We start from the raw sequence: 24,137 nt of genomic DNA, 5'->3' as shown, positions 1-24,137 counted from the left end.
GCTCAGGCTCCTTCGGACGCCTGCCACTCGGTCAGCAGGACGACGTCCTTGAGGAAGCCGCGCACCCCGAGGAACTGCGACAGGTGCTCCCGGTGCTCGTCGCACGCCAGCCACGTCTTGCGCCGCTCGGGCGTGTGGAGCTTCGGGTTGTTCCAGGCCAGTACCCACACGGCGGCCGCACGGCAGCCCTTCGCGGAGCAGATCGGGGCGGTCTCGTCACTCACAGTTCGTCTCACAGCCACTGCACACAAGGCGACGCCGAGCAGCCACGGGGGGAGCTGCCCGGCGTCGGTCCGTCGCTCCGACGGGGGATGCGGAGCGCGTACGAAGTATGTCACGGGTGACCCGCCGCCCGGGACCGGAACAACATGATTGATCTGAGCATTTCTTGAGGTTCGCCCGCGGTGCCCGGCGCCCGCGCACCGGGCGGTCGGGCGGACACCGCCGGTCACACCCCGTCGCGTCGCTCCCGCGCGGCGCCCGCCGTACCCGCCGCCCGGTCGCCCGCCGCGTCCTCGGCGGCGGATCGCGCGAAGCCGTTCCCGGAGCCGCCGGTGCCCGCGTCCTCGCGGCCCCCCGCCCCCTCGCCCGGGCCGTCACCGCCGGCGTCGTCCGTCGTCCGCGGCGCCGTGATCATCGGTTTCGTGGGCACGGTGACGAAGGTCGACGGCAGCTTCGGCGCGTTCTCCCGGCCGGCGTTGGCGATCACCACGGCGATGTAAGGCAGCGCCGCGCCGAGCACCAGGGCCACGATCGCCACGTACCGCTCGACGTTCCACAGCGTCACCGCGAGGAGCACCGCCACCGTACGGATCGCCATGGAGATGACATAACGGCGCTGGCGGCCCCGGACGTCCTCCTGGAGGCCCGTGCGGGCACCGGTGATCCGGAACACCTCGACGCCGCCACCGCCATGCTGCTTCCGCATCACACTTCCACCATCCGCCCGCATCGGACACCGGCCCGTCTCCGGCTCCCGGCCGAGGACACCGGCCCGGCCCGCACTCGCTCACCCTCCACGGTACGCCGCGCCCACCCCGCCCACGAGACCGGGTCGCCCCCCACTGCCTGCGTGTCTGCCTGCGCGAACGGCGCACGCACCCCCCGGGCGGGCGCCGCGCGCACGCGCTCTGCGCCGGGCGTCCGCGGCGGCGCCCGACATGCGCCGCAGGGTCGGCCCCCCGACACTGGCGGTAATGCTCACGTCGAGCCGGACGAGGAGGCAGCCATGGGCTGGTTGTGGGCGATCATCGTGGGTTTCATTCTCGGCCTGATCGCCAAGGCGGTCATTCCCGGCAAACAGCACAGCCCGCTCTGGCTGACCACCATCTTCGGCATGCTCGGCGCCATCGCGGGCAACGCCGTGGCCCGGGCGGTCGGTGTGGAGTCCACGCGCGGCATCGACTGGAGCCGGCACATCTTCCAGCTCGTCGCCGCGATCATCATCGTCGCCGTCGGTGACATGGCGTACATGGCGATGTGGGGCAACCAGCACCGGCGACGCGAACGGGCGTGACCCCGGCGGCACCGGCCGCCGCGACGGCCCGGACCACGGTGAGGGAACGGCACGGACCACGACGAGCGACCGGCACGGACCACGGCGAGGGGCGGCCCCGGGACCAGCGTCCCGTGACCGCCTCTCGGGTCACCGCGTCCGGTCAGCCGGCCGTGACCTCCACCGCCGCCAGGTTCTTCTTGCCCCGGCGCAGCACCAGCCACCGTCCGTGCAGCAGGTCCTCCCGGGCGGGCACGGCGTCCTCGGCGGTGATCTTGACGTTGTTCACGTAGGCACCGCCCTCCTTCACCGTGCGGCGCGCGGCCGACTTGCTGGGCACCAGGCCGACCTCGGCGAACAGGTCGACGACCTGGCCCAGCTCCGCGACCCGGACGTGCGGCACCTCGGCCAGCGCCGCGGCCAGCGTCCGCTCGTCCAGCTCCGCCAGCTCGCCCTGCCCGAACAGCGCGCGGGAGGCGGCGATCACGGCGGCGGTCTGGTCGGCGCCGTGCACCAGCGTCGTCAGCTCCTCCGCCAGTGCGCGCTGCGCGGCCCGCGCCTGCGGACGCTGCCGCGTCTGCTCCTCCAGCTCCTCCAGCTCCTCGCGGGAGCGGAAGGACAGGATGCGCAGGTACGTGGAGATGTCCCGGTCGTCCACGTTCAGCCAGAACTGGTAGAACGCGTACGGCGTCGTCATCTCCGGGTCGAGCCAGACGGCGCCGCCCTCGGTCTTGCCGAACTTGGTGCCGTCCGCCTTGGTCATCAGCGGCGTCGCCAGCGCGTGCACGCTCGCGTCCGGCTCCAGCCGGTGGATCAGGTCCAGCCCGGCGGTGAGGTTGCCCCACTGGTCGCTGCCGCCCTGCTGGAGCGTGCAGCCGTGGCGCCGGTAGAGCTGGAGGAAGTCCATGCCCTGCAGGATCTGGTAGCTGAACTCCGTGTAGCTGATGCCCTGGTCGGACTCCAGGCGGCGGGCCACGGAGTCCTTCGTCAGCATCTTGTTGACGCGGAAGTGCTTGCCGATGTCCCGCAGGAACTCGATCGCCGACAGGTTCTGCGTCCAGTCCAGGTTGTTCACCATGACCGCGGCGTTCTCGCCCTCGAAGGACAGGAACGGCTCGATCTGCCGGCGCAGCTTCTCCACCCAGCCGGCCACCGTCTCCGGCGCGTTCAGCGTGCGCTCGGCCGTCGGGCGGGGGTCGCCGATCAGGCCCGTGGCGCCGCCGACCAGCGCCAACGGCCGGTGGCCGGCCTGCTGGAGCCGGCGCACGGTGAGGACCTGCACCAGGTGCCCCACGTGCAAGGAGGGCGCGGTCGGGTCGAAGCCGCAATAGAACGTGACGGGACCGTCCGCGAGCGCCTTGCGCAAAGCGTCCTCGTCGGTGGACAGGGCGAACAGCCCACGCCACTTCAGCTCGTCGACGATGTCCGTCACGGTTCTCGTGTCTCCTAGGTGATGCGGGGATGGTGCTCAGGGGCCTCGGGCAGTCGGGTGACGGCCGACTACGAGGTTATACGCCCTGACTGACAGAGCTCATGTTGAAATCCGGGACGCGCAGCGCGGGCATCGCGGCCCGCGTGAACCAGTCGTTCCACTCCCGCGGCAGCGTCCGCTCGGTGCGCCCGGCCTCCGTCGCCCGGCCCAGCAGGTCCACCGGCGACTCGTTGAACCGGAAGTTGTTGACCTCGCCCGTCACCTCGCCGTTCTCGACCAGGTACACCCCGTCCCGGGTCAGGCCCGTCAGCAGCAGCGTCGCCGGATCCACCTCACGGATGTACCACAGGCAGGTCAGCAGCAGCCCGCGCTCCGTCCCGGCGACCATCTCCTCCAGTGAGCGCTCCCCGCCGCCGTCCAGGATCAGGTTCCCGGCCGAGGGGGCCACGGGCAGCCCGGTCAGGGCCGCGCTGTGCCGGGTGGTCAGCAGGTGCGCCAGGCGCCCGCCGCCGATCCACTCGGTGGCCCGCACCGGCAGCCCGTTGTCGAACACCGACTGGTCGCCGCCGGAGGAGTGCGCGACGACGAACGGCGCGCACTGCAGGCCCGGCTCCTGCGGGTCGCTGCGCAGCGTCAGCGGCAGCTCGCTGAGCCGGTCGCCGACCCGCGTGCCGCCGCCCGGCCGGGAGAACACGGTCCGCCCCTCGGCCGCGTCCCGGCCCGAGGAGGACCAGAGCTGGTAGATGAGCAGGTCCGCGACCGCGGTCGGCGGCAGCAGCGTCTCGTAGCGTCCGGCGGGCAGCTCCACCCGCCGCCCGGCCCAGCCCAGGCGTACGGCCAGCTCCGCGTCCAGTGCCGTCGGGTCGACGTCCTTGAAGTCCCGCGTGGCCCGGCCCGCCCAGGCCGAGCGGGTGCGGTCCGGGCTCTTGGCGTTCAGCTCCAGGGTGCCGCTGGGCTGGTCGTGGCGCAGGCGCAGCCCGGTCGACGTGCCCACGTAGGTGGACACCAGCTCATGGCTGGCGAAGCCGTACAGCTCCCGGCCGCCGGCCCGCGCGCGGGCGAACGACTCGCCGAGGGCGGGCGCGAAGTCCGCGAACACCGCGGAGGAGGTCTCGGCGGGCGCGTCGGTGAAGTCCGGGGACGCGGGCACGCCCGTGACCAGCGGCTGCGCGTCCTCGGCGGGACCGGCCGACCGCGCGGCGGCCTCGGCGGCCCGCACCAGCGGCTCCAGCTCGTCCGCGCCCACCGCCGACCTGGACACCACCCCCGAGGCGGTGCCCTCCTGGCCGTCGACGGTCGCGACGACGGTGAGCGTGCGGCCGCGCGTGACGCCGTTGGTGGTCAGGGCGTTGCCCGCCCAGCGCAGGTTCGCGGTCGAGGCCTCGTCCGCGATGACGACGCATCCGTCGGCCCGGGACAGGGCGAGGGCGCGCTCGACGACCTCGTGCGGCTTGCTCGTACGCGGGCTCATCGGCCGGCCTCCTGGGTGGTGTTCAAGATGTTGACGCCCTTGAAGAGGGCCGAGGGGCAGCCGTGGGAGACGGCCGCGATCTGGCCCGGCTGGGCCTTGCCGCAGTTGAAGGCGCCGCCGAGGACGTACGTCTGCGGGCCGCCCACGGCCGCCATGGAACCCCAGAAGTCGGTCGTGGTCGCCTGGTAGGCGACGTCCCGCAGCTGCCCGGCCAGCCGCCCGTTCTCGATCCGGAAGAACCGTTGCCCGGTAAATTGAAAGTTGTACCTTTGCATGTCGATCGACCATGACCGGTCCCCGACCACGTAGATGCCCCGTTCGACACCGCCGATCAGGTCCTCCGTCGACATCCCCGCCGGGTCCGGCAGCAGCGACACGTTCGCCATGCGCTGCACCGGGACGTGCCCGGGGGAGTCGGCGTAGGCGCACCCGTTGGACCGCTCGAACCCGGTCAGCCGCGCGATCCTGCGGTCCAGCTGGTAGCCCACCAGCGTCCCGTCCTTCACCAGGTCCCAGGACTGCGCCTGGACGCCCTCGTCGTCGTAGCCGACGGTCGCCAGGCCGTGCTCGGCGGTGCGGTCGCCGGTGACGTTCATCAGCTCCGAGCCGTACCGCAGCTTGCCGAGCCGGTCGAAGGTGGCGAAGGACGTACCGGCGTAGGCGGCCTCGTAGCCGAGCGCCCGGTCCAGTTCGGTGGCGTGCCCGATGGACTCGTGGATGGTCAGCCACAGGTTGGACGGGTCGACGACCAGGTCGTAGACGCCCGCCTCGACGCTCGGCGCGCGCATCTTCTCCGCGAGCAGCGCGGGGATCCGCTCCAGTTCGCCGTCCCAGTCCCAGCCGGTCCCGGTCAGGTACTCCCAGCCGCGCCCCACGGGCGGCGCGAGCGTCCGCATCGAGTCGAACTCCCCGCTGGAGCCGTCCACCGACACGGCCGTCAGCTGCGGGTGCAGCCGGACCCGCTGCTGCGTGGTCACGGTGCCCGCGGTGTCGGCGTAGAACTTGTTCTCGTGCACGGTCAGCAGCGAGGCGTCCACGTGGTCCACGCCGTCGGCCGCCAGCAGCCGCGCGCTGAAGTCGGCGAGCAGCGCCGACTTCTCCTCGCCGGGCACCGCGAAGGGGTCGATCTCGTACGACGACACCCAGGTCTTCTCGGCGTGCACGGGCTCGTCGGCCAGCTCCACCCTCTCCTCGGACCCGGCCGCGGCGATCACCCGCGCGGACAGCTTCGCCATCGCCACCGCCTGCGAGGCGACCCGGGCGGCGGCGTCCATGGTCAGGTCCACCCCGGACGCGAACCCCCACGTTCCGCCGTGCACGACCCGCACCGCGTACCCCAGGTCGGTGGTGTCCGAGGAACCGGCCGGCCGCGCGTCCCGCAGCCGCCAGGACGCGCTGCGCACCCGCTCGAACCGGAAGTCGGCGTGCTCGGCGCCGAGCGCCCGCGCGCGGGCGAGGGCGGCGTCGGCCAGGGCGCGCAGCGGAAGGGCCGTGAAGGCCTCGTCGATCGTATGTGGCACGGGGGTCTCCCTGCTCTCGTGGCCTGTCGGACCGATCATGTCGTGCGGGCGGCGGCGCGGACCACACGTTTGCGGCCCGGACCCGCCTTTTTCTGTAGGGACTCGACAGAGCCGCCCCGCCGCCACTGTCGGTGCCCGATTGTCCGCGGTGGCGGCCGGACCGATAGGTTTTCGGTGAAGCCGCCTGCCCCCGTCTGTCGTCGAGGCTCCGGGCGCGCGTTCGGAACGATTGAGTCCGCTATGAAAGGGTGATCCGTTGAGCCGCTCGGTTCTCGTCACCGGAGGCAACCGGGGCATCGGCCTCGCCATCGCCCGCGCGTTCGCCGAGGCCGGCGACAAGGTCGCGATCACGTACCGGTCGGGGGAGCCGCCGGAGGGCTTCCTCGCCGTCCGCTGCGACATCACCGACCCCGAGCAGGTGGAGCAGGCCTACAAGGAGATCGAGGCCCAGCACGGCACGGTCGAGGTCCTGGTCGCCAACGCCGGCGTCACCAGGGACCAGCTCCTGATGCGCATGTCCGAGGAGGACTTCGCCTCGGTCATCGACACCAACCTCACGGGCACCTTCCGTGTCGTCAAGCGGGCCAACCGCGGCATGCTGCGCGCCAAGAAGGGCCGCGTGGTCCTGATCTCGTCGGTCGTCGGACTGCTCGGGTCCGCGGGGCAGGCGAACTACGCCGCCTCCAAGGCCGGACTGGTCGGCTTCGCGCGCTCCCTCGCCCGTGAGCTGGGCTCGCGCAACATCACCTTCAACGTCGTCGCCCCCGGTTTCGTCGACACCGACATGACGCGGGCACTCAACGACGAGCAGCGCGAGAACATCCTGACGCAGGTGCCGCTCGGCCGGTACGCGCAGCCGGAGGAGATCGCCGCCGCGGTGCGCTTCCTCGCCTCCGACGACGCCTCGTACATCACTGGAGCCGTCATTCCCGTTGACGGCGGACTGGGAATGGGTCACTGATCACCATGAGCGGAATCCTCGAGGGCAAGCGCGTCCTGATCACCGGTGTGCTGACGGAGGCGTCCATCGCCTTCCACGCCGCCAAGCTGGCCCAGGAGCAGGGCGCCGAGGTCATCCTGACCGCGTTCCCGCGGCCCACGCTGACCGAGCGCATCGCCCGGAAGCTGCCGAAGCCCGCCAAGGTCATCGAGCTGGACGTCACCAACGACGAGCACCTCGCCCGGCTCGCGGACCTCGTGGGCGAGGAACTGGGCGGCCTCGACGGCGTCGTGCACTCCATCGGTTTCGCCCCGCAGGACGCGCTCGGCGGCAACTTCCTCAACACGCCGTTCGAGTCCGTGGCCACCGCCATGCACGTCTCGGCGTTCTCCCTGAAGTCGCTGACCATGGCCTGCCTGCCGCTGATGCAGAACGGCGGCTCGGTCGTCGGCCTCACCTTCGACGCGCAGTACGCCTGGCCGCAGTACGACTGGATGGGCCCGGCCAAGGCCGCCCTGGAGGCCACCAGCCGCTACATGGCGCGCGACCTGGGCAAGCAGAACATCCGCTGCAACCTCGTCTCCGCGGGCCCGCTCGGCTCCATGGCCGCCAAGTCCATCCCGGGCTTCAGCGACCTGGCCTCCGTGTGGGACAGCCGCTCCCCGCTGGAGTGGGACCTCAAGGACCCCGAGCCGGCCGGCCGCGGCATCGTCGCGCTGCTGAGCGACTGGTTCCCCAAGACCACCGGCGAGATCATCCACGTGGACGGCGGTCTGCACGCCATCGGCGCGTGAGCACCGCCGCCGCCACGGCATGAGCCCGCGGGGCCCGCATCCTCCGGGGTGCGGGCCCCGCGGGCTTCACCCGGCCCGTGCCCCGGAACCCGGCCGGCCGGGGCGCCCGGTGGCGCCATCCGGTCCGCGGGCTCCGGGGCGCACGGCACCACCGCGCCGTACCGCCCGGAGTCGTACGCGGACGTCTCCCACGCGCGCGGACCCGGCACGCCCTGGCCGGTTACGGACCTGCCTCCAGGCGCACGCGTGCGCGCGGAGCGGCGCCGCGGCGCCCGAGCCGTCCGGTGCCGTGCGCCCCAGCGGCGTCCCGGGCTCGGCTCACGCCCGCCCGGGTGTACCGAGCCGGGCCTGACTGCACTGGAACGGATAGCTCGCCGCCTCCGCGGCGGCGGCCTCCGCGTCGCCCACCCGGATCGCGTCGACCAGCCGGGTGTGGTCCATGTGCGCCCGGTCGGTCAGCTCCGCGCCCACGTCCGCGCGCAGCCAGTCCCGCATGACCTCGCCCAGGTCCGCGTACATCGCCGTCATGACGTCGTTGTGCGAGGCGGCCACCACCGCCAGGTGGAAGGTGGCGTCCGCCGTGACGAACGCCTCCGCGTCCCCGCTCTCCCAGGCCTCCTCCCGCCGCACGAGCAGCGCGTCGAGCTGCTTGAGGTCCTTCTCGCCGCGCCGCGTCGCCGCCAGCTTCGCCGCGGCCGACTCCAGCGTGGAACGCAGCTCGGCGACGTGCCGCGGATCCGCGTCGGCGAACCGGCGCTGCATCACACCCGCCAGCTCACTGGTGGCCACCACGTACGTGCCGGACCCCTGGCGGATGTCCAGCAGACCGTTGTGGGCGAGCGCGCGGACCGCCTCGCGGACGGTGTTGCGGGCGACGCCGAGCTGCTCCACCAGCTCGGGCTCGGTCGGGATGCGGGAGCCGACCGGCCACTCGCCCGAGGAGATCTGGCTCCGCAGCGCGGCGATGACCTGCTCGGACAGGGCCGAGCGGCGCTGATGACTCAAAGGCATGGCACACCTTCGCGAGCGGGACCGGGGAGCGGGATCCCGGGCCCTGGACGGACTGGACACTCAATCATCCCATCATTCTATGATGGGCCTCATGGCACGCGAGGAAACAACCCGGACGACGACGTCACCGACCGAGCACCAGACCCCGGCCGCGACCGCCGCCCCCCGGGCCCCCGGGGCGGACCCCGCACCCGGGAAACCCGCCACGCGCGCGTGGGCGACCCGCCTGGTGGTCATCGGCATCGTGCTGTCCGCGCTGAACCTGCGGCCCGCCATCACCAGCCTCGGCGCCCTCCTCGAAGAGGTCCGCGACGGACTCGGGATGAGCGGCAGCGTGGCCGGAGTGCTCACCTCCGTGCCCCCGCTCTGCTTCGCCGTCTTCGGCGTCATGGCACCGCGGCTCGCCCGCCGCTTCGGCCCCGCCGCCGTGGTCTGCGCGGGCATGGCCGCCATCGGTGCCGGACTGCTCGTGCGGCCCTACGCCGGCGGCACCGCCGGGTTCCTGGCCGCCAGCGCGCTCGCCCTCATGGGCATCGCCGTCAGCAACGTCCTGATGCCGGTCATCGTCAAGCGCTGGTTCCCCGACCGGGTCGGTTCCATGACCGGCCTGTACTCGATGGCGCTCGCCCTCGGCACCTCGTCCGCCGCCGCCGCGACCGTGCCGCTGACCAACGCCCTGGGCGGCGACTGGCAGCCCGGCCTGGCCGTGTGGGCGGTGCTCGCCCTGGCCGCCGTCCTGCCGTGGCTGCCGCTGGTCCGCGACCGGGGTGCGGCACCCGCCGCCCCCGGCGCCGCACGGCAGGCACCGGCCCGCGGGACGTCCGCCGGCGGGGAGGCGCCGGCCCTGCGGATCACCCGCAGCCGTACCGCCTGGGCGCTCGCCGTCTTCTTCGGACTCCAGGCCACCGCCGCCTACATCACCATGGGCTGGATGGCGCAGATCTTCCGCGACGCGGGAGTCTCCGCCGGCACCGCCGGACTGCTGCTCGCCGTCACCATGGTGATGGGCGTACCGCTGGCCTTCGTCATCCCGCGCCTGGCCACCCGGCTGCCCCACCAGGGTCCCATCGTCCTCGCGCTCGGTGTCTGCGGCCTCGCCGGGTACGCCGGCCTGTACCTGGCACCGGCCGGCGGGGCCTGGGCCTGGGCGGTACTGCTCGGCGTCTCGAACTGCGCCTTCCCGCTCGCCCTGACCATGGTCGGCATGCGGGCCCGGACCGGCGCGGGCGTGGCCCAGCTGTCGGCCTTCGCCCAGAGCACCGGCTACCTGATCTCCATCCCGGGGCCGCTGCTGGTCGGCGTCCTGAACCAGAGCAGCGGCGGCTGGGGCCTGCCCATCGCGCTCATGTGCGCGCTCATGGTCCCGCAGATGGTGGTGGGCTGGGTGGCCGGCCGCGACCGCACCGTGGAGGAGGAGGCGGCGCGCTGAGACGCCCCCGGCGCCCGCGCGCGGGGAGCGGGTGCGAAACTGGGGCCATGCAGCCTGTGCTCGACCCCAACCCGAAGAACAGCCAGAAGAAGATGCTGCTGATCTTCGGCTCCTTCTTCGCCATCTTCCTGATCATCGCCATCGTCGCGACCGTGGTCTCGCCCTGACCCGCCCCTCGCCGGCCCCCGCCACCCCGCCTGCCCCGCGCGCCTCCGTACGGGCCGCGGGGTAGGGCTGTCCCCCCGTCCCCTAGGGGGTACAGGTCAGGGTCGAGTGGGTGGATCACCGGATAGGCCCCGGCCCGCCGGTTCCGTACCTTCGAGATGTGGCCGCGGACAGGCGGCCCGTGAAGATCTCGCAGACCAGCGGAGGCGAGCATGCCGGTCCGTACGCACCCCCGGACCCGCCCGGCGACCACGGGCGGCGTGGACATCCGGTTGCCGTGGTGGGCCCTGGCCCTGCCGGCGCTCGCCTTCGTCGCCCTGCTCGCCCTGATACTCAACCCGTCGGACGCCCACGCGGCCACCGGCGACCCCGCGATCACCCAGCTCCTGCAGCGCGCCCAGGAACTGCTCGGCCGCTGAGCCGGCGGCCCTGCCCGCGGCCGCCGGTCCCGCTCCGTGCCGGACCCGCCACGCATGGGGCACGCCTGTCAACTCCCTGCGCCCCATGGCCTGTTTCATGCGAAGCTGGATTCCATGAGCGTCGCAGAACCCCGCAGGATTGTCCTCTTCCGGCATGCGAAAGCCGACTGGCCACAGGTGACCGATCACGAGCGGCCGCTGGCCGAGCGGGGCCGCAAGGACGCGGCGGTGGCCGGCCGCAAGTTCGCCGACGCCGGTGCCGTGTTCGACCTGGCCCTGTGCTCGACCGCCGTGCGCACCCGTGAGACCTGGAAGCTCGCCGTCCACGAGCTGCCGGAGCGGCCGAAAACCGTCTACGAGGAGCGGATCTACGACGCCTCGCCGGGTGAACTGATCGCCGTGCTCAACGAGACGCCCGACGACGTGCGCAACGCCGTCCTGATCGGCCACAACCCGGGCATCCAGGGACTGACCGAGGTGCTGTCCGGCGCGGCCGAGGGCGACGCCCGCGAGCGGCTGAGCCGCCGCGGCTTCCCGGCCGCGGCGTTCGCCGTCCTCTCCTTCGACGGCTCCTGGAAGACCCTGGAGCCGGGCGTGGCCACGCTGGTCGACTACTGGGCCCCCTCGGAGTGAGCGACCGCCTCCGGGCCCGGGCTCAGGCCCGGGCCGGGGCGCGGCGGCCGGGGGCTGGAGCAAGCCCTCGGCGCGGCCCCGGCGGGCGCGCGCAGCCCCGCATCGCACGGCGGAGGTGCGGCAGGCCGTCGGCGGGCGGCCGGGGTGCTCAGACCCTCCGCGTACGGGGCGCGCAGGCACTCGGCGGACGGCGGAGTGCTCAGGCCGTCGGCAGACACGGGCGCAGGTGCGCCGGCCGCCGACGCCCGGCGCAGGTGTCACACGGCGTAGGCGTGCAGCTCCTCAGCGCTCCTCGTGGGCGTCCGCCGCCTCGACCTCTTCGCGGGTGACACCGAGCAGGTAGAGGACGGTGTCGAGGAAGGGCACGTTCACCGCCGTGTGCGCGGCTTCGCGGACCACCGGCTTGGCGTTGAAGGCGACGCCGAGACCCGCCGCGTTCAGCATGTCCAGATCGTTCGCACCGTCGCCGATCGCCACGGTCTGCGCCAGCGGAACGCCCGCCTCGGCGGCGAACCTGCGCAGCAGCCGTGCCTTGCCGGCCCGGTCGACGATCTCGCCCGTGACCCGGCCCGTCAGCTTCCCGTCGACTATCTCCAGCGTGTTGGCCTGCGCGAAGTCCAGTCCGAGCCGGTCCTTCAGATCGTCCGTGACCTGGGTGAACCCACCCGAGACCACACCGACCTGGTAACCGAGCCGCTTCAGCGTACGGATCAGGGTCCGCGCGCCCGGCGTGAGCCGCACCTCGCTGCGCACCTTGTCCACCACCGAGGCGTCCAGCCCCGCCAGGAGCGCCACCCGGGCGTGCAGCGACTGCTCGAAGTCCAGCTCCCCGCGCATCGCGGCCGCCGTCACCTCGGCGACCTTGTCCTCGCACCCCGCGTGCGCGGCGAACAGCTCGATCACCTCGTCCTGGATGAGCGTCGAGTCCACGTCCATGACGACCAGGCGCTGCGCCCGGCGGTGCAGTCCCGCCGCGACGACCGCCACGTCGACCCCGAGGGCCGCCGCGTCCGTCGCCAGCGCGGTGCGCAGCGGTTCGGTCTCCACCCCGGACACGGCGAACTCCACGGCCGTGACCGGGTACTTGGCGAGCCGGAAGATCCGGTCGATGTTCCCGCCGGCCTTGGTGATCCGCGCCGCGATCTGGGCGGTGGCCTCGGCGGTGAGCGGATGGCCGAGCACGGTGACCAGGGAGCGTCCGAGGCCGCGCGGCCGGTTGTCGCCCCGGCCCGAGATGATCTCCGCCTGCATCCTCATCGACTCGGCCCAGCTGTGCACCGTGGCGCGCAGGTCGCCCTCCAGACCGGGGGACGGCTGGGTGACGAGCGCGCACAGCACCATCCGGCCACGGGTGACGACCTGCTCGATGTCGACCACGTCGACGGAGTAGGCCGCGAGGGTGTCGAAGAGACCGGCCGTGATGCCCGGCCTGTCCTTCCCGAAGATCTTGACGAGAAGGGTGAGGTCGTCGGAACTCTGCGAAGCGCTCATGGTGATTCCACCGTATCCGGCACCCAGTGCCTCGCGCCCCCCAGGTCCGCCTGGCGGACAGCGAACAGCCGGTGACGTCCAGGTGGCCGACGGGCACCTGGACGGCCCGTCCCGGCCGGGCTCCGCCGCCTCCGGCCGTCCCCCCGGCCGCGCCCGGCGCCGCTGGCGCGATCTCGACGGCGGGGCGCGCCTCGACGTCCCTCCCGGTCGGCCCCGCAGGCGGCGCGGAACGCGGTGACCGCGCCCACGGCACCGCGTGCCGCCGCCGTGAGGGCCCGCCGTGTGTCCTCCTCGGGCCGGAATACCACTCTCCGGCCGGGTTTCGACCCCCTGCGCACCGTCCGCCGGGGGTGCGCGTTACGCACTCATGACAAGGCCCGGCTTTCGGTCAGAGGCCGGAGCCTGGAATAGTTCCCCACGATGTTCGACATCCCTAGACTCCCCGCACTACGGGGGCAATTCGGGGGACAACTCAGTGGGGCTTGGAGTGCCGGAACTCGTACTGGAAACCAATGGACGGACCTGGACGCTCGATCCGTCCAGGGCCTACACCCTCGGCCGTGATCCGCAGGGTGACATCGCATTCGACGACGCCAGGGTCTCCTGGCGCCACGCCACGGTCAGCCACAACGGCCGCAGTTGGGTGATCGAGGACCACGGCAGCACCAACGGCACGTTCCTGCGGGGGCAGCGGATCCAGCAGGTGGAGATCGGCCCGGGCTCGGCCGTTCACCTCGGCAACGCCACCGACGGCCCGTGCCTGAACCTCGCGGCCGCCGCCGCGGCCGTCGCGACACCGCAGGCCCAGCCGCAGCACCAGCCCTACGCCGCCCAGGGCGCGGGGGCCGGCTGGGGCGATCAGCGGGCGCCGCAGCCCGCCGTGCCGGGCGACCCGCAGGCTGGCCTGCACCAGCAGCCGCAGGCCCAGCAGGCGCCCTCCGTCCCGCAGCAGCAGGGCCCCGGTGGTGGCGCGGGGGCGCCGCCGGCGCACGGCGACCGCAGCCCGACCACGTTCCACCAGTTCTCCCTGGGCCGCGTGATGCGCATCGGCCGCGCCCTGGAGAACGACCTGGTCGTCTCCGACCTCCAGGTCTCCCGCAACCACGCCGAGTTCCACTCCATGCCCGACGGCCGCATGGAGATCCGCGACCTGGGCTCGCACAACGGCACCTACGTCAACGGCCAGCCGATCACCAAGGGCGGCTCGGCCACGCTCGGTCCCGCCGACATCGTCGGCGTCGGCCACTCGACGTTCCGGATCGTCGGCGACCGCCTGGAGGAGTTCGTCGACACCGGTGAGGTGTCCTTCTCCGCCCGGCACCTGACCGTCACGGTCGACGGCGGCAAGCAGATCCTCAAGGACGTCTCCTTCGGCGTCCCGGAGAAGTCGCTGATCGCGGTCATCGGCCCGTCCGGTTCCGGCAAGTCCACCCTGCTCAAGGCGCTCACCGGCTACCGCCCGGCCGACCAGGGCGAGGTCCTCTACGACAACCGGAACCTGTACAAGCAGTTCGCCGAGCTGCGTCAGCGCATCGGTCTGGTCCCGCAGGACGACATCCTGCACAAGGAGCTGACCGTCAAGAAGGCCCTGAAGTACGCGGCCAAGCTGCGCTTCCCCTCCGACACCACGGGCGCCGAGCGCGACGCCCGCATCGACGAGGTGCTGCGCGAGCTGAAGCTCGACATCCACAAGGACAAGAAGGTCACCTCGCTCTCCGGGGGCCAGCGCAAGCGCGTCTCGGTCGCCCTGGAGCTGCTCACCAAGCCGTCGCTGATCTTCCTGGACGAGCCGACCTCCGGCCTCGACCCGGGCATGGACCGCGATGTGATGACGCTGCTGCGCGGCCTGGCCGACGACGGCCGCACCGTCCTGGTGGTCACCCACTCGGTGGCCGAGCTGGGGATCTGCGACAAGCTCCTGGTGATGGCGCCGGGCGGCAGCGTCGCCTACTTCGGCCCGCCCGAGGAGGCGCTGAACTTCTTCGGCTACGCCAGCTGGGCCGACGTCTTCTCCGCCTTCGAGAACTACCGCGACTACGACTGGGCGGGCCGCTGGAAGGGCTCGCAGCACTACCAGCTGTACGCCGCGGACATCGACGCGGTCGCCCCGCAGGCGGTGAGCATGCCGCCGCCGCAGGCCATCAAGCCGCCCAAGCCGCAGGGCTGGGGCTCGCAGCTGCTGACCCTGATCCGGCGGTACGTGTCCGTCATCGCCTCCGACAGGGGTTTCCTCGCGCTGACGGTGATCCTCCCGGCGGTGCTCGGCGCGGTCAGCCTGCTCATCGACCACGACAAGGGTCTGCTGGTCAACCCGGTCAACTCCAGGACCCACCTGCCGACCCCGAACGGCACGGCGACCACCGTCCTGCTGATCCTGGCGGTCGGCGCCTGCTTCGCGGGCGCGGCGAACTCCGTCCGCGAGCTGATCAAGGAACGGGTGATCTACGAGCGGGAGCGCGCCACCGGTCTGTCCCGGTCGGCGTACCTGATGTCCAAGGTCGTGGTGCTCGGTGTGATCACCGTGCTGCAGGGCCTGCTGGTGGGCCTGATCGGCTTCTCCAGCCGCGAGATCCCCGGCGAGGGCCTGATCCTCGGCAACGCGACGCTGTTCGAGCTGTGCCTGCCGATCATGGCGCTGGGCTTCACCTCGATGATGTTCGGCCTGGTGATCTCCTCGCTGGTGAAGACCGCCGAGAAGACCATGCCGCTGCTGGTGATGTTCGCGATCATCCAGGTCGTCTTCACCGGATGCCTGTTCACGCTGCACGGCACGCTCGGCGTCAACGAGTTCTCGTACCTGATGCCGTCTCGCTGGGCGGTGGCCGGGGCCGGCGCCACGCTGGACTTCAACAACATCGCCCCCAACAAGGACGACCCGACCAGCACCGACCCGCTGTGGGACCACACGGTCTCGGCCTGGAGCCTCGACATGGCCGCGCTGATCGCCCTCGGCGTCGTCTGCGGCTTCCTGGTGGCGCGCTTCCTGCGCCGGCACGAACCCGAGGTCATGCGCAAGTGACGCGCACCGCGCGCCGCGTGACGCCGGCCGTGCCACGTGGGCGGGGGAAACGGACCGCGCGGCGAGCGGCCGGAGAGCGGCGAAGGGCGGCACCCCACACCGGGTGCCGCCCTTCCGCGTCCGCCGTCAGAGGTCCGCGCCGACCCCCGGGGGTCAGTACGCGCTGTTGACGTTGTCGATCGAGCCGTAGCGGTGGGCCGCGTAGTTGGCCGCGGCGGTGATGTTGGCGACCGGGTCGTAGATGTTCGCCGAGGTGCCGGGCACGTGGTACGCGTTGAAGGTCGGCTGGATGACCTGCAGCAGGCCCTTGGAGGGGATGCCGTTGCGGGCGTTGATGTCCCAGCCGTTCATGGCCATCGGGTTGCCCGAGGACTCCCGCATGATGTTGCGGTGCAGGCCGCTGTAGGAGCCGGGGATGTTGTGCTGCCTCATGATCGCCAGCGACTGCCGGATCCAGCCGTCGAGGTTGTTGCCGTAGCTGGTGGCGGCGGCGACCGTCTGCATGTGCGGGCGCGCGGCGGAGCGCGAGGCGGCCTTGCCGGCCTGACGGGCGGCCTCGGCCTTGTGCCGGGCGGCGGCTTCCGCCCTGTGCGCGGCGGCGGCCTGGGCCTTGTGCTTGGCCGCGGCCTGCTTCTTGGCCTCGATGGCCTGGATCTTGACGCTGCCGCCGGCGAGCTGGTCGGTGACGTCGGCCTTGACGTCCTTGACCGGCTGCGAGCCGAACTGCACCGGGGCCGCGACGGCGTCGGCGGACGTCGTGGTGTGGGCACCGCCGGGGGCGGCGGTGAAGGCGAGGGCGGCGGCGCCGAGGGTGGCGGCACCGGCGACGGCGGCCTTGTGGGTGCGGGTCAGGGCACGACTATGGCGGAGCAGACGGAAGTTTGCGGGCATGGCGAAATGGACCTCTTCGAGTAGCGCGGAGGTCGCTCTCCGGACTGCGGGAGGGGGTCCTTCCCACACGAACGCCGTGGGCGGAAACCCGCGGCGTTGAGCGACGAGAGCAATTCTTAGCGGCCGCAAAATCCGAGGGCAAAGGTGTGACGTACGAAGCCACGTAGTGGATCAGGAACCGACAAAACGGGACAGACAGGGATGTCTGTCCCGTTCACCAGGGGAGTGGTCTCTCCTATGCCCCTTCGTACGTGATGTGCGCCCTATGCGCGTCCTCACATCGGCGGAGCGGCTTCCTCACGTTTGGTTGCCATCGCAACGCACTGTGTGAGGGCTCTCCTCCGGAAGGAGGAGGTACGCGTCGCCGCCCTCCTGCCCAAGGGGGTGCCCGCCCTGCGCCTCCTCATGACCGCGGGGGACCGCCGCCCGCCCGGCGCCGCCCCCTTCCTCTGCCGCCCCGCCCCGAGCCGGCCGGGACCGTCGTCCTTCCCCTTCCCCTGGCCCCGCCGGGACCCGCCCCCAGACCTACGACCCGCGGCCCGGACCTAGGACCCGCGGCCCAGGAAGGGCCTCCACAGGTCCGATCCCGCTGTCGCACCCCGCCGGTACCGTGAGCGACATGAGTCAAGGCCCCCGGTCCGGCCTCGCCGCGGTGAGTTCCGCGCTGCTGGCCATGAGCAGGCACCTGGAGGTGCGCGACGTCCTCAAGACGATCGTCGCCTCCGCCCGTGAGCTGCTCGACGCGCAGTACGCCGCGCTCGGCGTCCCCGACGACCACGGCGGCTTCGCCCAGTTCGTGGTCGACGGTGTCAGCGAGGAACAGTGGCGCGCCATCGGCCCGCTCCCGCGCCAGCACGGCATCCTCGCCGCGATGCTCCACGAGGCGCGCGCCGAGCGCCTGGCCGACGTGCGCAAGGACCCCCGCTTCGAGGGCTGGCCGGCCGCCCACCCGGAGATGTCCGACTTCCTCGGGCTGCCCGTCCGGGACGGCGACGAGGTCATCGGGGCCCTGTTCCTGGCCAACAAACGCTGCCCCGGACCGGAGGGCGGCTGCGGCTTCACCGAGGAGGACGAGGAACTGCTCGCCATCCTCGCCCAGCACGCCGCCATCGCCCTGACCAACGCCCGCCTCTACGAGCGCAGCCGCGAACTGACCATCGCCGAGGAACGCTCCCGCCTCGCCCACGAACTGCACGACGCGGTCAGCCAGAAACTGTTCTCGCTGCGCCTGACCGCCCAGGCCGCCGCCGCCCTGGTCGACCGCGACCCGGTCCGCGCCAAGGACGAGCTGCAGCAGGTGGCCCTGCTCGCCGCGGAGGCCGCCGACGAACTGCGGGCCGCCGTCGTCGAGCTGCGCCCGGCGGCCCTCGACGAGGACGGACTGGTCGCCACCCTGCGTACCCAGGTCCAGGTCCTGGACCGCGCCCACAGCGCGCGCGTCACCTTCACCGCCCGCGGCTTCCGCGCGCTGCCCGCCGCCCAGGAGGAGGCCATGCTGCGCGTCGCCCAGGAGGCCCTGCACAACGCGCTGCGGCACTCCGGAGCCGGACACGTCGACGTCACCCTCGACCGCCGCGGCAACGGCGCCGTCCTGCGCGTCACGGACGACGGCAGGGGCTTCGACCCGAGGACGGTGCGCCGCGCGGGCCGCCACCTCGGGCTGGTCTCCATGCGGGACCGGGCCGACGGCGCCGGCGGCACGCTGACCGTGGAATCGGCGCCCGGCAAGGGCACCACGATCGAGATGGAGGCCCCCGGTGGCTGACGCAATCAAGGTGCTGGTCGTCGACGACCACCAAGTGGTCCGCCGGGGCCTGCGCACCTTCCTGGAGGTGCAGGACGACATCGAGGTCGTCGGCGAGGCGGCGGACGGCGCCGAGGGCGTCGACCGGGCCGAGGAACTGAGACCCGACGTGGTCCTCATGGACGTCAAGATGCCCGTGATGGACGGCGTCGAGGCGCTGCGCCGGCTGCGCGAACTCGGCAACCCCGCGCGCGTGCTCATCGTCACCAGCTTCACCGAGCAGCGCACGGTGGTCCCGGCCCTGCGCGCGGGTGCCGCCGGGTACGTCTACAAGGACGTGGACCCCGACGCGCTCGCCGGTGCCATCCGCTCGGTGCACGCCGGCCACATCCTGCTCCAGCCGGAGGTCGCCGGTGCCCTGCTGTCGCAGGAGGAGACCCACTCCGGCCAGGGCCGCGGGACCTCCCTCACCGACCGGGAGCGGGAGGTGCTGGGCCTGATAGCGGACGGCCGCTCCAACCGGGAGATCGCCCGCGCCCTCGTCCTGTCCGAGAAGACCGTCAAGACCCACGTGTCGAACATCCTGATGAAGCTCGACCTGGCGGACCGCACCCAGGCCGCGCTGTGGGCCGTACGCCATGGCGTGACCGGCTGAAACGCCCTCTCGGCGCACCCCTGAGCCACCCCGCCCGGCAATACGGAGCGTTCCCTTCCGGACTGAGATTCATACCGTCGTGGGAATGTCCCCCGGATGGCGCAACCTCCGCGGCCCCCGGCCGTTCTCCAGTGCGTGCCGCGGCGACTGCCGTGGCGATCACCAGGAGGACTCAAGCGTGAAGAACCTGAAGAAGGCAGCGGCTGTGACGATGGTGGCCGGCGGGCTCGTGGCCGCCGGTGCCGGAATGGCCTCCGCCCATGACGGCGCCGCGGCCGCCGGTGCGGCCAAGGCCTCCCCGGGCGTCGTCTCGGGCAACGTCATCCAGGCCCCGATCCACATCCCGGTCAACGCCGTCGGCAACAGCGTCAACGTCATCGGCGTGCTGAACCCGGCCTTCGGCAACCTCGGCCTCAACCACTGAGACCGGCGCGTCACCACTGATGCCCACGGCCTCCCGGGTCCGCCCCGGGAGGCCGGTCGGTGTTCCGGGCGCTCTGTGGCAGGGCCGGAGAGGCAGAAAAGGGCGGAGTGGCCGGCGAATGCCCCACAGACCGGCGCGGTCAGCCCGTCCGGCGTTCGAGGACGAGAGCGCCCACCCCCGCCGTGAGGCCCGGGAGGAGCACGGCACAGCCCCCGAGCCCGCACCCGCGCGGGAACAGACCGCCGCCGCCCCTCACCGCACCCCCTTCTCCCGCTCCTCCACCACGGAGTTGTACGCAGCCACCTGCGCCCGCCGGGTCGTCCGCTCCACCGGCCGCAGCGCGGCCCCCCGCGCGGCCATCTCGGACGCGCTCACCGCGCCCCCGTGCCCGTTCCCGTACGCCAGCGAGACCAGCAGCCCCACCCGCTGCGCCAGCTCGAGCACCCGCACCGCCCGCGGCGGATACCCCGGCGCCAGCACCTCCCTGCCGCGCTCGGCCCGCGCCCGGTACGCGTCGATCGCCGCCTCCGCCACCGGCCCCGACGCGGCCACGTCCAGCCGCGACAGCACCTCCGTCGCCTCCCGCAGCGCCTCGGCCAGCTCCCGCTCGGCCTCGCCCAGCGACGGCACGTCCGCGGGAGGCGCCTCCCGTACCGGCAGCACGTGCCACACCACCTCGGCGTGCACATCACCCGCGGGCCCGGCCTCGTGCACCTCCGGCACCAGCCCGAACGCGGCCCCGTGACAGATGACCGCCTCCCCGGCGTCCAGCGCCCGCGCGTTGAACTCCGGCGGACCGCTCAGCCCCAGCGGATGCCCCGGCGCCGGCAGCGCCACCCGCAGGGCACCCGCCCCCAGGGAGCGCAGCCGCCCCAGCGCGAGTGTGAGCCCGACCGGCCCCGCCTCGCCGGGCAGCCCCGCCACCCGGTGGACGGCGTCCTCGCCCACCACGGCGAGCACGGCGTCGTCCGGAGAGACAAGTCCGGCAAGAAGGGCATTTCCCCAAGCTGCGAGGCGTCCAGAACGCGGTTCCGAGAGCATGCGTCCACCATAAGGACCGGACCGATGGAACAGCCCGCCCGGCCGGTGGCGTAGATTCGGTGGGGGCTGCGCCCACCGGCGCGGCGGACCGAGCCACAGGCGTACGCCAGCCGAGACCGGCGGCACACTGCAAGGGGAGACAACGCGCTCATGAGCGATGTTCTGGAGCTTCAGGACGTATCCGTGGTCCGCGAGGGCCGGGCTCTGGTGGACCAGGTCTCCTGGTCGGTCAAGGAGGGCGAGCGCTGGGTCATCCTCGGCCCGAACGGCGCCGGCAAGACCACCCTCCTCAACGTCGCCTCCAGCTACCTCTACCCCAGCAAGGGCACCGCCACCATCCTCGGCGAGACCCTCGGCAGGCCCGGCACCGACGTCTTCGAACTGCGCCCCCGCATCGGCATGGCGGGCATCGCCATGGCCGAGAAGCTCCCCAAGCGCCAGACCGTCCTGCAGACCGTGCTGACCGCCGCGTACGGCATGACCGCCGGCTGGCAGGAGGAGTACGAGGACGTCGACGAGCAGCGCGCCCGCGCCTTCCTCGACCGCCTCGGCATGACCGAGTACCTCGACCGCCGCTTCGGCACCCTCTCCGAGGGCGAGCGCAAGCGCACCCTCATCGCCCGTGCCCTCATGACCGACCCCGAACTGCTGCTCCTGGACGAGCCCGCCGCCGGCCTCGACCTCGGCGGCCGCGAGGACCTCGTCCGCCGCCTCGGCCGGCTCGCCCGCGACCCGATCGCCCCCTCCATGATCATGGTCACCCACCATGTCGAGGAGATCGCGCCCGGCTTCACCCACGTCCTGATGATCAACCAGGGCAAGGTGCTCGCCGCGGGACCCCTGGAGCTGGAGCTGACCTCCCGCAACCTCTCCCGCTGCTTCGGACTCCCGCTCGTCGTCGAGCAGGTCGGCGACCGCTGGACCGCCCAGGGCCTCCCGCTGACCTGACCCCCGCCCGCACCAACCCCCGACTCGAGCCCCGGAGTTCGCGCCCCCGCCCCCCAACCACCGCCGCCCCGGCCCCGGTTGCCGCCCATTCGCCGGGCCCCCGCCCTGAGCCGCCCCCCGTGCGCCCTGTCCGCCACCCGACCCGCGGACCTACCATGACCATGTGAACGACATCGACGCATGGGTGTGGTGGCTCGTCGGCGCGGCCGCGCTCGGAATCCCGCTCGTGACGACCGCGATGCCGGAGTTCGGCATGCTCGCGGTCGGCGCCGTCGCCGCCGCGGTCACCGCCGGCCTCGGCCTGGGAACCGTCGTCCAGGTCATCGTCTTCCTCGCCGTCTCCGTCGCCCTCATCGCCGTCGTACGCCCCATCGCGGCCCGGCACAGCAGGCAGAGCCCGCGCCTGGCCACCGGCATCGAGGCGCTGAAAGGCCGGCAAGCCGTCGTCCTCGAACGCGTCGACGGCTCCGGCGGCCGCATCAAGCTCGCCGGGGAGATCTGGTCCGCCCGGGCGCTGGACACCGACCGCGTCTACGAGGCGGGTGCCGAAGTCGACGTGGTCGACATCGAAGGAGCCACCGCCGTCGTCATGTGACCTGCACCGAACACCCCACGAGGCGGACGACGGTCTGTCAGACTCGACCAGCAAGATCTTCAACAGCCGCAAGAGCCCAATAAGATCTTCCGAAAGCGCCGAGGCGGAGAAGGGGACAGGGAGCCGTCGATGGAACCGGTCATCATCGTCCTGATCATTCTGGTGGTGTTGGTCTTCATCGCCCTGATCAAGACCATCCAGGTCATCCCGCAGGCCAGCGCGGCCATCGTGGAGCGCTTCGGCCGCTACACGCGCACGCTCAACGCGGGCCTCAACATCGTCGTTCCGTTCATCGACACCATCCGCAACCGCATCGACCTGCGCGAACAGGTCGTGCCGTTCCCCCCGCAGCCGGTGATCACCCAGGACAACCTGGTCGTCAACATCGACACCGTCATCTACTACCAGGTGACCGACGCCCGGGCCGCCACCTACGAGGTCGCCAGTTACATCCAGGCCATCGAGCAGCTCACCGTCACCACCCTGCGCAACATCATCGGCGGCATGGACCTGGAGCGCACCCTCACCTCCCGCGAGGAGATCAACGCGGCCCTGCGCGGCGTCCTCGACGAGGCCACCGGCAAGTGGGGCATCCGCGTCAACCGCGTGGAACTGAAGGCCATCGAGCCGCCCACCTCCATCCAGGACTCGATGGAGAAGCAGATGCGCGCCGACCGTGACAAGCGCGCCGCCATCCTCCAGGCCGAAGGTGTCCGCCAGTCCGAGATCCTGCGCGCCGAGGGCGAGAAGCAGTCCCAGATCCTGCGCGCCGAGGGCGAGGCCAAGGCCGCCGCGCTGCGCGCCGAGGGCGAGGCCCAGGCCGTCCGCACGGTCTTCGAGGCCATCCACGCCGGCGACCCGGACCAGAAGCTGCTCTCCTACCAGTACCTCCAGATGCTCCCCAAGATCGCCGAAGGCGACGCCAACAAGCTCTGGATCGTCCCCAGCGAGATCGGCGACGCCCTCAAGGGCCTGTCCGGCGCCATGGGCAACTTCGGCCCCCTGGGCGGCAATTCGGGCGGCGGCAACGGCGGAGGCAACACCGTGCCCGCCCAGAACGACGGCAGGAACAGCCCCTCGGAACGCCGCGAGAAGCCCTTCATCGACTGACCGGGGCACCAGGGGAGCGACGTTCCCCGCACCCACCCCGGGCGCGGGGGACCGGACGGCCGGCCACGGCCACCTCACGCGGCCGGCGCACGGCGACACTCCCGCCGCGAGACGTCAGGCGGCCTCCCGGCCCAACCACTCGGGCAGCGCCGCGAGTTCGTCCGCGCCCAGCGCGAAGAGCATCGCGTCCGCCGGTGTCGGCTCGAACGGCGCCCGCAGCAACGGCATCCCCGCCTCCTCCGGAGTCCGGTCGGCCTTGCGGTGGTTGTCCTCCGCGCACGACGCCACCGTGTTCAGCCAGGTGTCCTGCCCGCCGTGCGAGCGCGGCACCACGTGGTCCACGGTCGTCGCCCGCCGCCCGCAGTACGCGCACCGGTGCCGGTCCCGCACCAGCACACCCCGCCTCGACCACGGCGCTTGTCTTCGGAACGGCACCCGCACGTACCGGCACAGCCGGATCACCCGGGGCGCCGGGATGTCCACCTCGGCTCCCCGCATGCGCAGTTCGGGGTGGGCCTGCTCCACGACGGCCTTGTCCTGCAGCACCAGCACGACGGCTCGGTTCAGCGTCACCGTCGACAGCGGCTCGAAGCTCGCGTTCAGCACCAGCGTGTCCCGCATCCGGCCCACCTCCCGTGTGCACCTGCCCACCCCCCGGCGGGCCCGGACCAACTCTGGACGGGCACGCCGGGATGGACAACGCAATAAAAATGCCCGCCTCCGATCACTTCCAAGACCAGAGGCGGGCAAACGTTCGGTGAACGTGGAAACGCGCGGCGGGCGTCTCAGAGCTGCGAACAAAAGGGGCGCCCGGGTCGCGACGCCCGGCACGCACGCTCGCGGCGTTGCCGAAAGGCCCTGGTAGCTCCGCTACAAGGACCTTCCGGCGCCTTGCGATCGCACGCACCGG

At 72.4% G+C, this 24,137-nt stretch carries 24 protein-coding genes; 14 read left to right on the top strand and 10 right to left on the bottom strand.

Features of this window, described 5'->3' with window-relative positions:
* Positions 1-2 precede the first annotated feature (2 nt).
* Together ABZ719_RS29005 and ABZ719_RS29000 are read right to left on the bottom strand one after the other, a co-directional pair.
* Complete coding sequence (locus ABZ719_RS29005) at positions 3-224, bottom strand: hypothetical protein (protein ID WP_366728131.1); 222 nt, start codon at positions 222-224, stop codon at positions 3-5.
* Positions 225-448: 224 nt separating this feature from the next.
* On the bottom strand, positions 449-928 hold the full coding sequence (locus ABZ719_RS29000; protein ID WP_366728130.1) for a DUF3099 domain-containing protein: 480 nt from the start codon (positions 926-928) through the stop codon (positions 449-451).
* A 300-nt stretch (positions 929-1,228) separates the two neighbouring features.
* Here ABZ719_RS29000 and ABZ719_RS28995 point away from each other — a divergent pair, with 300 nt between their 5' ends.
* The gene (locus ABZ719_RS28995) at positions 1,229-1,516 is read left to right on the top strand and encodes a GlsB/YeaQ/YmgE family stress response membrane protein (RefSeq protein ID WP_037862082.1); all 288 of its coding nucleotides are present in this window, start codon (positions 1,229-1,231) and stop codon (positions 1,514-1,516) included.
* Between the two features lie 142 nt (positions 1,517-1,658).
* Here the strand turns inward: ABZ719_RS28995 and tyrS are convergent, their stop codons facing one another.
* The 3 genes from tyrS to ABZ719_RS28980 form a co-directional block, all read right to left on the bottom strand.
* The gene (gene tyrS / locus ABZ719_RS28990) at positions 1,659-2,927 is read right to left on the bottom strand and encodes a tyrosine--tRNA ligase (RefSeq protein WP_366728129.1); all 1,269 of its coding nucleotides are present in this window, start codon (positions 2,925-2,927) and stop codon (positions 1,659-1,661) included.
* 76 nt (positions 2,928-3,003) lie between these two features.
* Positions 3,004-4,398: a metallopeptidase TldD-related protein gene (locus ABZ719_RS28985; protein ID WP_366728128.1), complete on the bottom strand. Its 1,395-nt coding sequence runs from the start codon at positions 4,396-4,398 to the stop codon at positions 3,004-3,006.
* Entirely contained in the window at positions 4,395-5,918 is a 1,524-nt protein-coding gene (locus tag ABZ719_RS28980; RefSeq protein WP_366728127.1) for a TldD/PmbA family protein, read from the bottom strand. Before ABZ719_RS28980 ends, ABZ719_RS28985 begins: the two co-directional genes overlap by 4 nt.
* Before the next feature lie 256 nt (positions 5,919-6,174).
* On the opposite strand from ABZ719_RS28980, the gene fabG reads away from it, so the two are divergent.
* Positions 6,175-6,879 carry a 3-oxoacyl-[acyl-carrier-protein] reductase gene (gene fabG, locus ABZ719_RS28975; protein WP_037862077.1) on the top strand — a complete coding sequence of 235 codons (705 nt, stop codon included), beginning with the start codon at positions 6,175-6,177 and terminating at the stop codon, positions 6,877-6,879.
* Between the two features lie 5 nt (positions 6,880-6,884).
* Positions 6,885-7,652 (top strand): enoyl-ACP reductase FabI, encoded by a 768-nt coding sequence (fabI, locus tag ABZ719_RS28970; RefSeq protein ID WP_037862076.1) that lies wholly within the window; start codon positions 6,885-6,887, stop codon positions 7,650-7,652.
* A gap of 318 nt (positions 7,653-7,970) precedes the next feature.
* Here the strand turns inward: fabI and ABZ719_RS28965 are convergent, their stop codons facing one another.
* Positions 7,971-8,663 carry a FadR/GntR family transcriptional regulator gene (locus ABZ719_RS28965; protein WP_366728126.1) on the bottom strand — a complete coding sequence of 231 codons (693 nt, stop codon included), beginning with the start codon at positions 8,661-8,663 and terminating at the stop codon, positions 7,971-7,973.
* Between the two features lie 79 nt (positions 8,664-8,742).
* Here ABZ719_RS28965 and ABZ719_RS28960 point away from each other — a divergent pair, with 79 nt between their 5' ends.
* The 4 genes from ABZ719_RS28960 (at position 8,743) to ABZ719_RS28945 (ending at position 11,309) form a co-directional block, all read left to right on the top strand.
* Positions 8,743-10,092 carry a CynX/NimT family MFS transporter gene (locus ABZ719_RS28960; RefSeq protein WP_366728125.1) on the top strand — a complete coding sequence of 450 codons (1,350 nt, stop codon included), beginning with the start codon at positions 8,743-8,745 and terminating at the stop codon, positions 10,090-10,092.
* 47 nt (positions 10,093-10,139) lie between these two features.
* Positions 10,140-10,259, top strand: a complete 120-nt coding sequence (locus ABZ719_RS28955; RefSeq protein ID WP_366728124.1) for an SGM_5486 family transporter-associated protein — start codon at positions 10,140-10,142, stop codon at positions 10,257-10,259.
* A gap of 210 nt (positions 10,260-10,469) precedes the next feature.
* Positions 10,470-10,676 (top strand): hypothetical protein, encoded by a 207-nt coding sequence (locus ABZ719_RS28950; RefSeq protein ID WP_366728123.1) that lies wholly within the window; start codon positions 10,470-10,472, stop codon positions 10,674-10,676.
* A 114-nt stretch (positions 10,677-10,790) separates the two neighbouring features.
* Positions 10,791-11,309, top strand: coding sequence for a histidine phosphatase family protein (locus tag ABZ719_RS28945; RefSeq protein WP_366728122.1), 519 nt, complete (start codon positions 10,791-10,793; stop codon positions 11,307-11,309).
* A 282-nt stretch (positions 11,310-11,591) separates the two neighbouring features.
* On the opposite strand, the gene serB is transcribed toward ABZ719_RS28945, so the two are convergent.
* Positions 11,592-12,800 (bottom strand): phosphoserine phosphatase SerB, encoded by a 1,209-nt coding sequence (gene serB / locus ABZ719_RS28940; RefSeq protein WP_366728121.1) that lies wholly within the window; start codon positions 12,798-12,800, stop codon positions 11,592-11,594.
* Between the two features lie 487 nt (positions 12,801-13,287).
* Between serB and ABZ719_RS28935 the strand changes: the two genes are divergently transcribed.
* Positions 13,288-15,819, top strand: a complete 2,532-nt coding sequence (locus ABZ719_RS28935; RefSeq protein ID WP_366728120.1) for an FHA domain-containing protein — start codon at positions 13,288-13,290, stop codon at positions 15,817-15,819.
* Positions 15,820-15,972: 153 nt separating this feature from the next.
* Here the strand turns inward: ABZ719_RS28935 and ABZ719_RS28930 are convergent, their stop codons facing one another.
* Positions 15,973-16,710 carry a transglycosylase SLT domain-containing protein gene (locus tag ABZ719_RS28930; RefSeq protein WP_366728119.1) on the bottom strand — a complete coding sequence of 246 codons (738 nt, stop codon included), beginning with the start codon at positions 16,708-16,710 and terminating at the stop codon, positions 15,973-15,975.
* Positions 16,711-17,329: 619 nt separating this feature from the next.
* Here ABZ719_RS28930 and ABZ719_RS28925 point away from each other — a divergent pair.
* The 3 genes from ABZ719_RS28925 (at position 17,330) to chpE (ending at position 19,533) form a co-directional block, all read left to right on the top strand.
* Positions 17,330-18,475 (top strand): GAF domain-containing sensor histidine kinase, encoded by a 1,146-nt coding sequence (locus ABZ719_RS28925; RefSeq protein ID WP_366728118.1) that lies wholly within the window; start codon positions 17,330-17,332, stop codon positions 18,473-18,475.
* Entirely contained in the window at positions 18,468-19,109 is a 642-nt protein-coding gene (locus tag ABZ719_RS28920; RefSeq protein WP_366728117.1) for a response regulator transcription factor, read from the top strand. Before ABZ719_RS28925 ends, ABZ719_RS28920 begins: the two co-directional genes overlap by 8 nt.
* A gap of 178 nt (positions 19,110-19,287) precedes the next feature.
* The gene (gene chpE, locus ABZ719_RS28915; protein WP_037862057.1) at positions 19,288-19,533 is read left to right on the top strand and encodes a chaplin ChpE; all 246 of its coding nucleotides are present in this window, start codon (positions 19,288-19,290) and stop codon (positions 19,531-19,533) included.
* Positions 19,534-19,785: 252 nt separating this feature from the next.
* Here the strand turns inward: chpE and ABZ719_RS28910 are convergent, their stop codons facing one another.
* Complete coding sequence (locus ABZ719_RS28910; protein WP_366728116.1) at positions 19,786-20,574, bottom strand: hypothetical protein; 789 nt, start codon at positions 20,572-20,574, stop codon at positions 19,786-19,788.
* A 150-nt stretch (positions 20,575-20,724) separates the two neighbouring features.
* Here ABZ719_RS28910 and ABZ719_RS28905 point away from each other — a divergent pair, with 150 nt between their 5' ends.
* From ABZ719_RS28905 to ABZ719_RS28895, 3 genes are all read left to right on the top strand, one after another.
* The gene (locus ABZ719_RS28905; protein ID WP_366728115.1) at positions 20,725-21,522 is read left to right on the top strand and encodes an ABC transporter ATP-binding protein; all 798 of its coding nucleotides are present in this window, start codon (positions 20,725-20,727) and stop codon (positions 21,520-21,522) included.
* Positions 21,523-21,685: 163 nt separating this feature from the next.
* Positions 21,686-22,117 carry an NfeD family protein gene (locus ABZ719_RS28900; protein ID WP_366728114.1) on the top strand — a complete coding sequence of 144 codons (432 nt, stop codon included), beginning with the start codon at positions 21,686-21,688 and terminating at the stop codon, positions 22,115-22,117.
* Positions 22,118-22,246: 129 nt separating this feature from the next.
* Positions 22,247-23,227 carry an SPFH domain-containing protein gene (locus ABZ719_RS28895; protein ID WP_366728113.1) on the top strand — a complete coding sequence of 327 codons (981 nt, stop codon included), beginning with the start codon at positions 22,247-22,249 and terminating at the stop codon, positions 23,225-23,227.
* Between the two features lie 114 nt (positions 23,228-23,341).
* On the opposite strand, the gene ABZ719_RS28890 is transcribed toward ABZ719_RS28895, so the two are convergent.
* On the bottom strand, positions 23,342-23,848 hold the full coding sequence (locus ABZ719_RS28890; RefSeq protein WP_366728112.1) for an HNH endonuclease: 507 nt from the start codon (positions 23,846-23,848) through the stop codon (positions 23,342-23,344).
* Positions 23,849-24,137 lie beyond the last annotated feature (289 nt).

The sequence above is a fragment of the Streptomyces sp. NPDC006743 genome (assembly GCF_040703815.1).
Lineage (GTDB): Bacteria > Actinomycetota > Actinomycetes > Streptomycetales > Streptomycetaceae > Streptomyces.
This window is presented reverse-complemented; position numbering and strand designations above follow the sequence as displayed.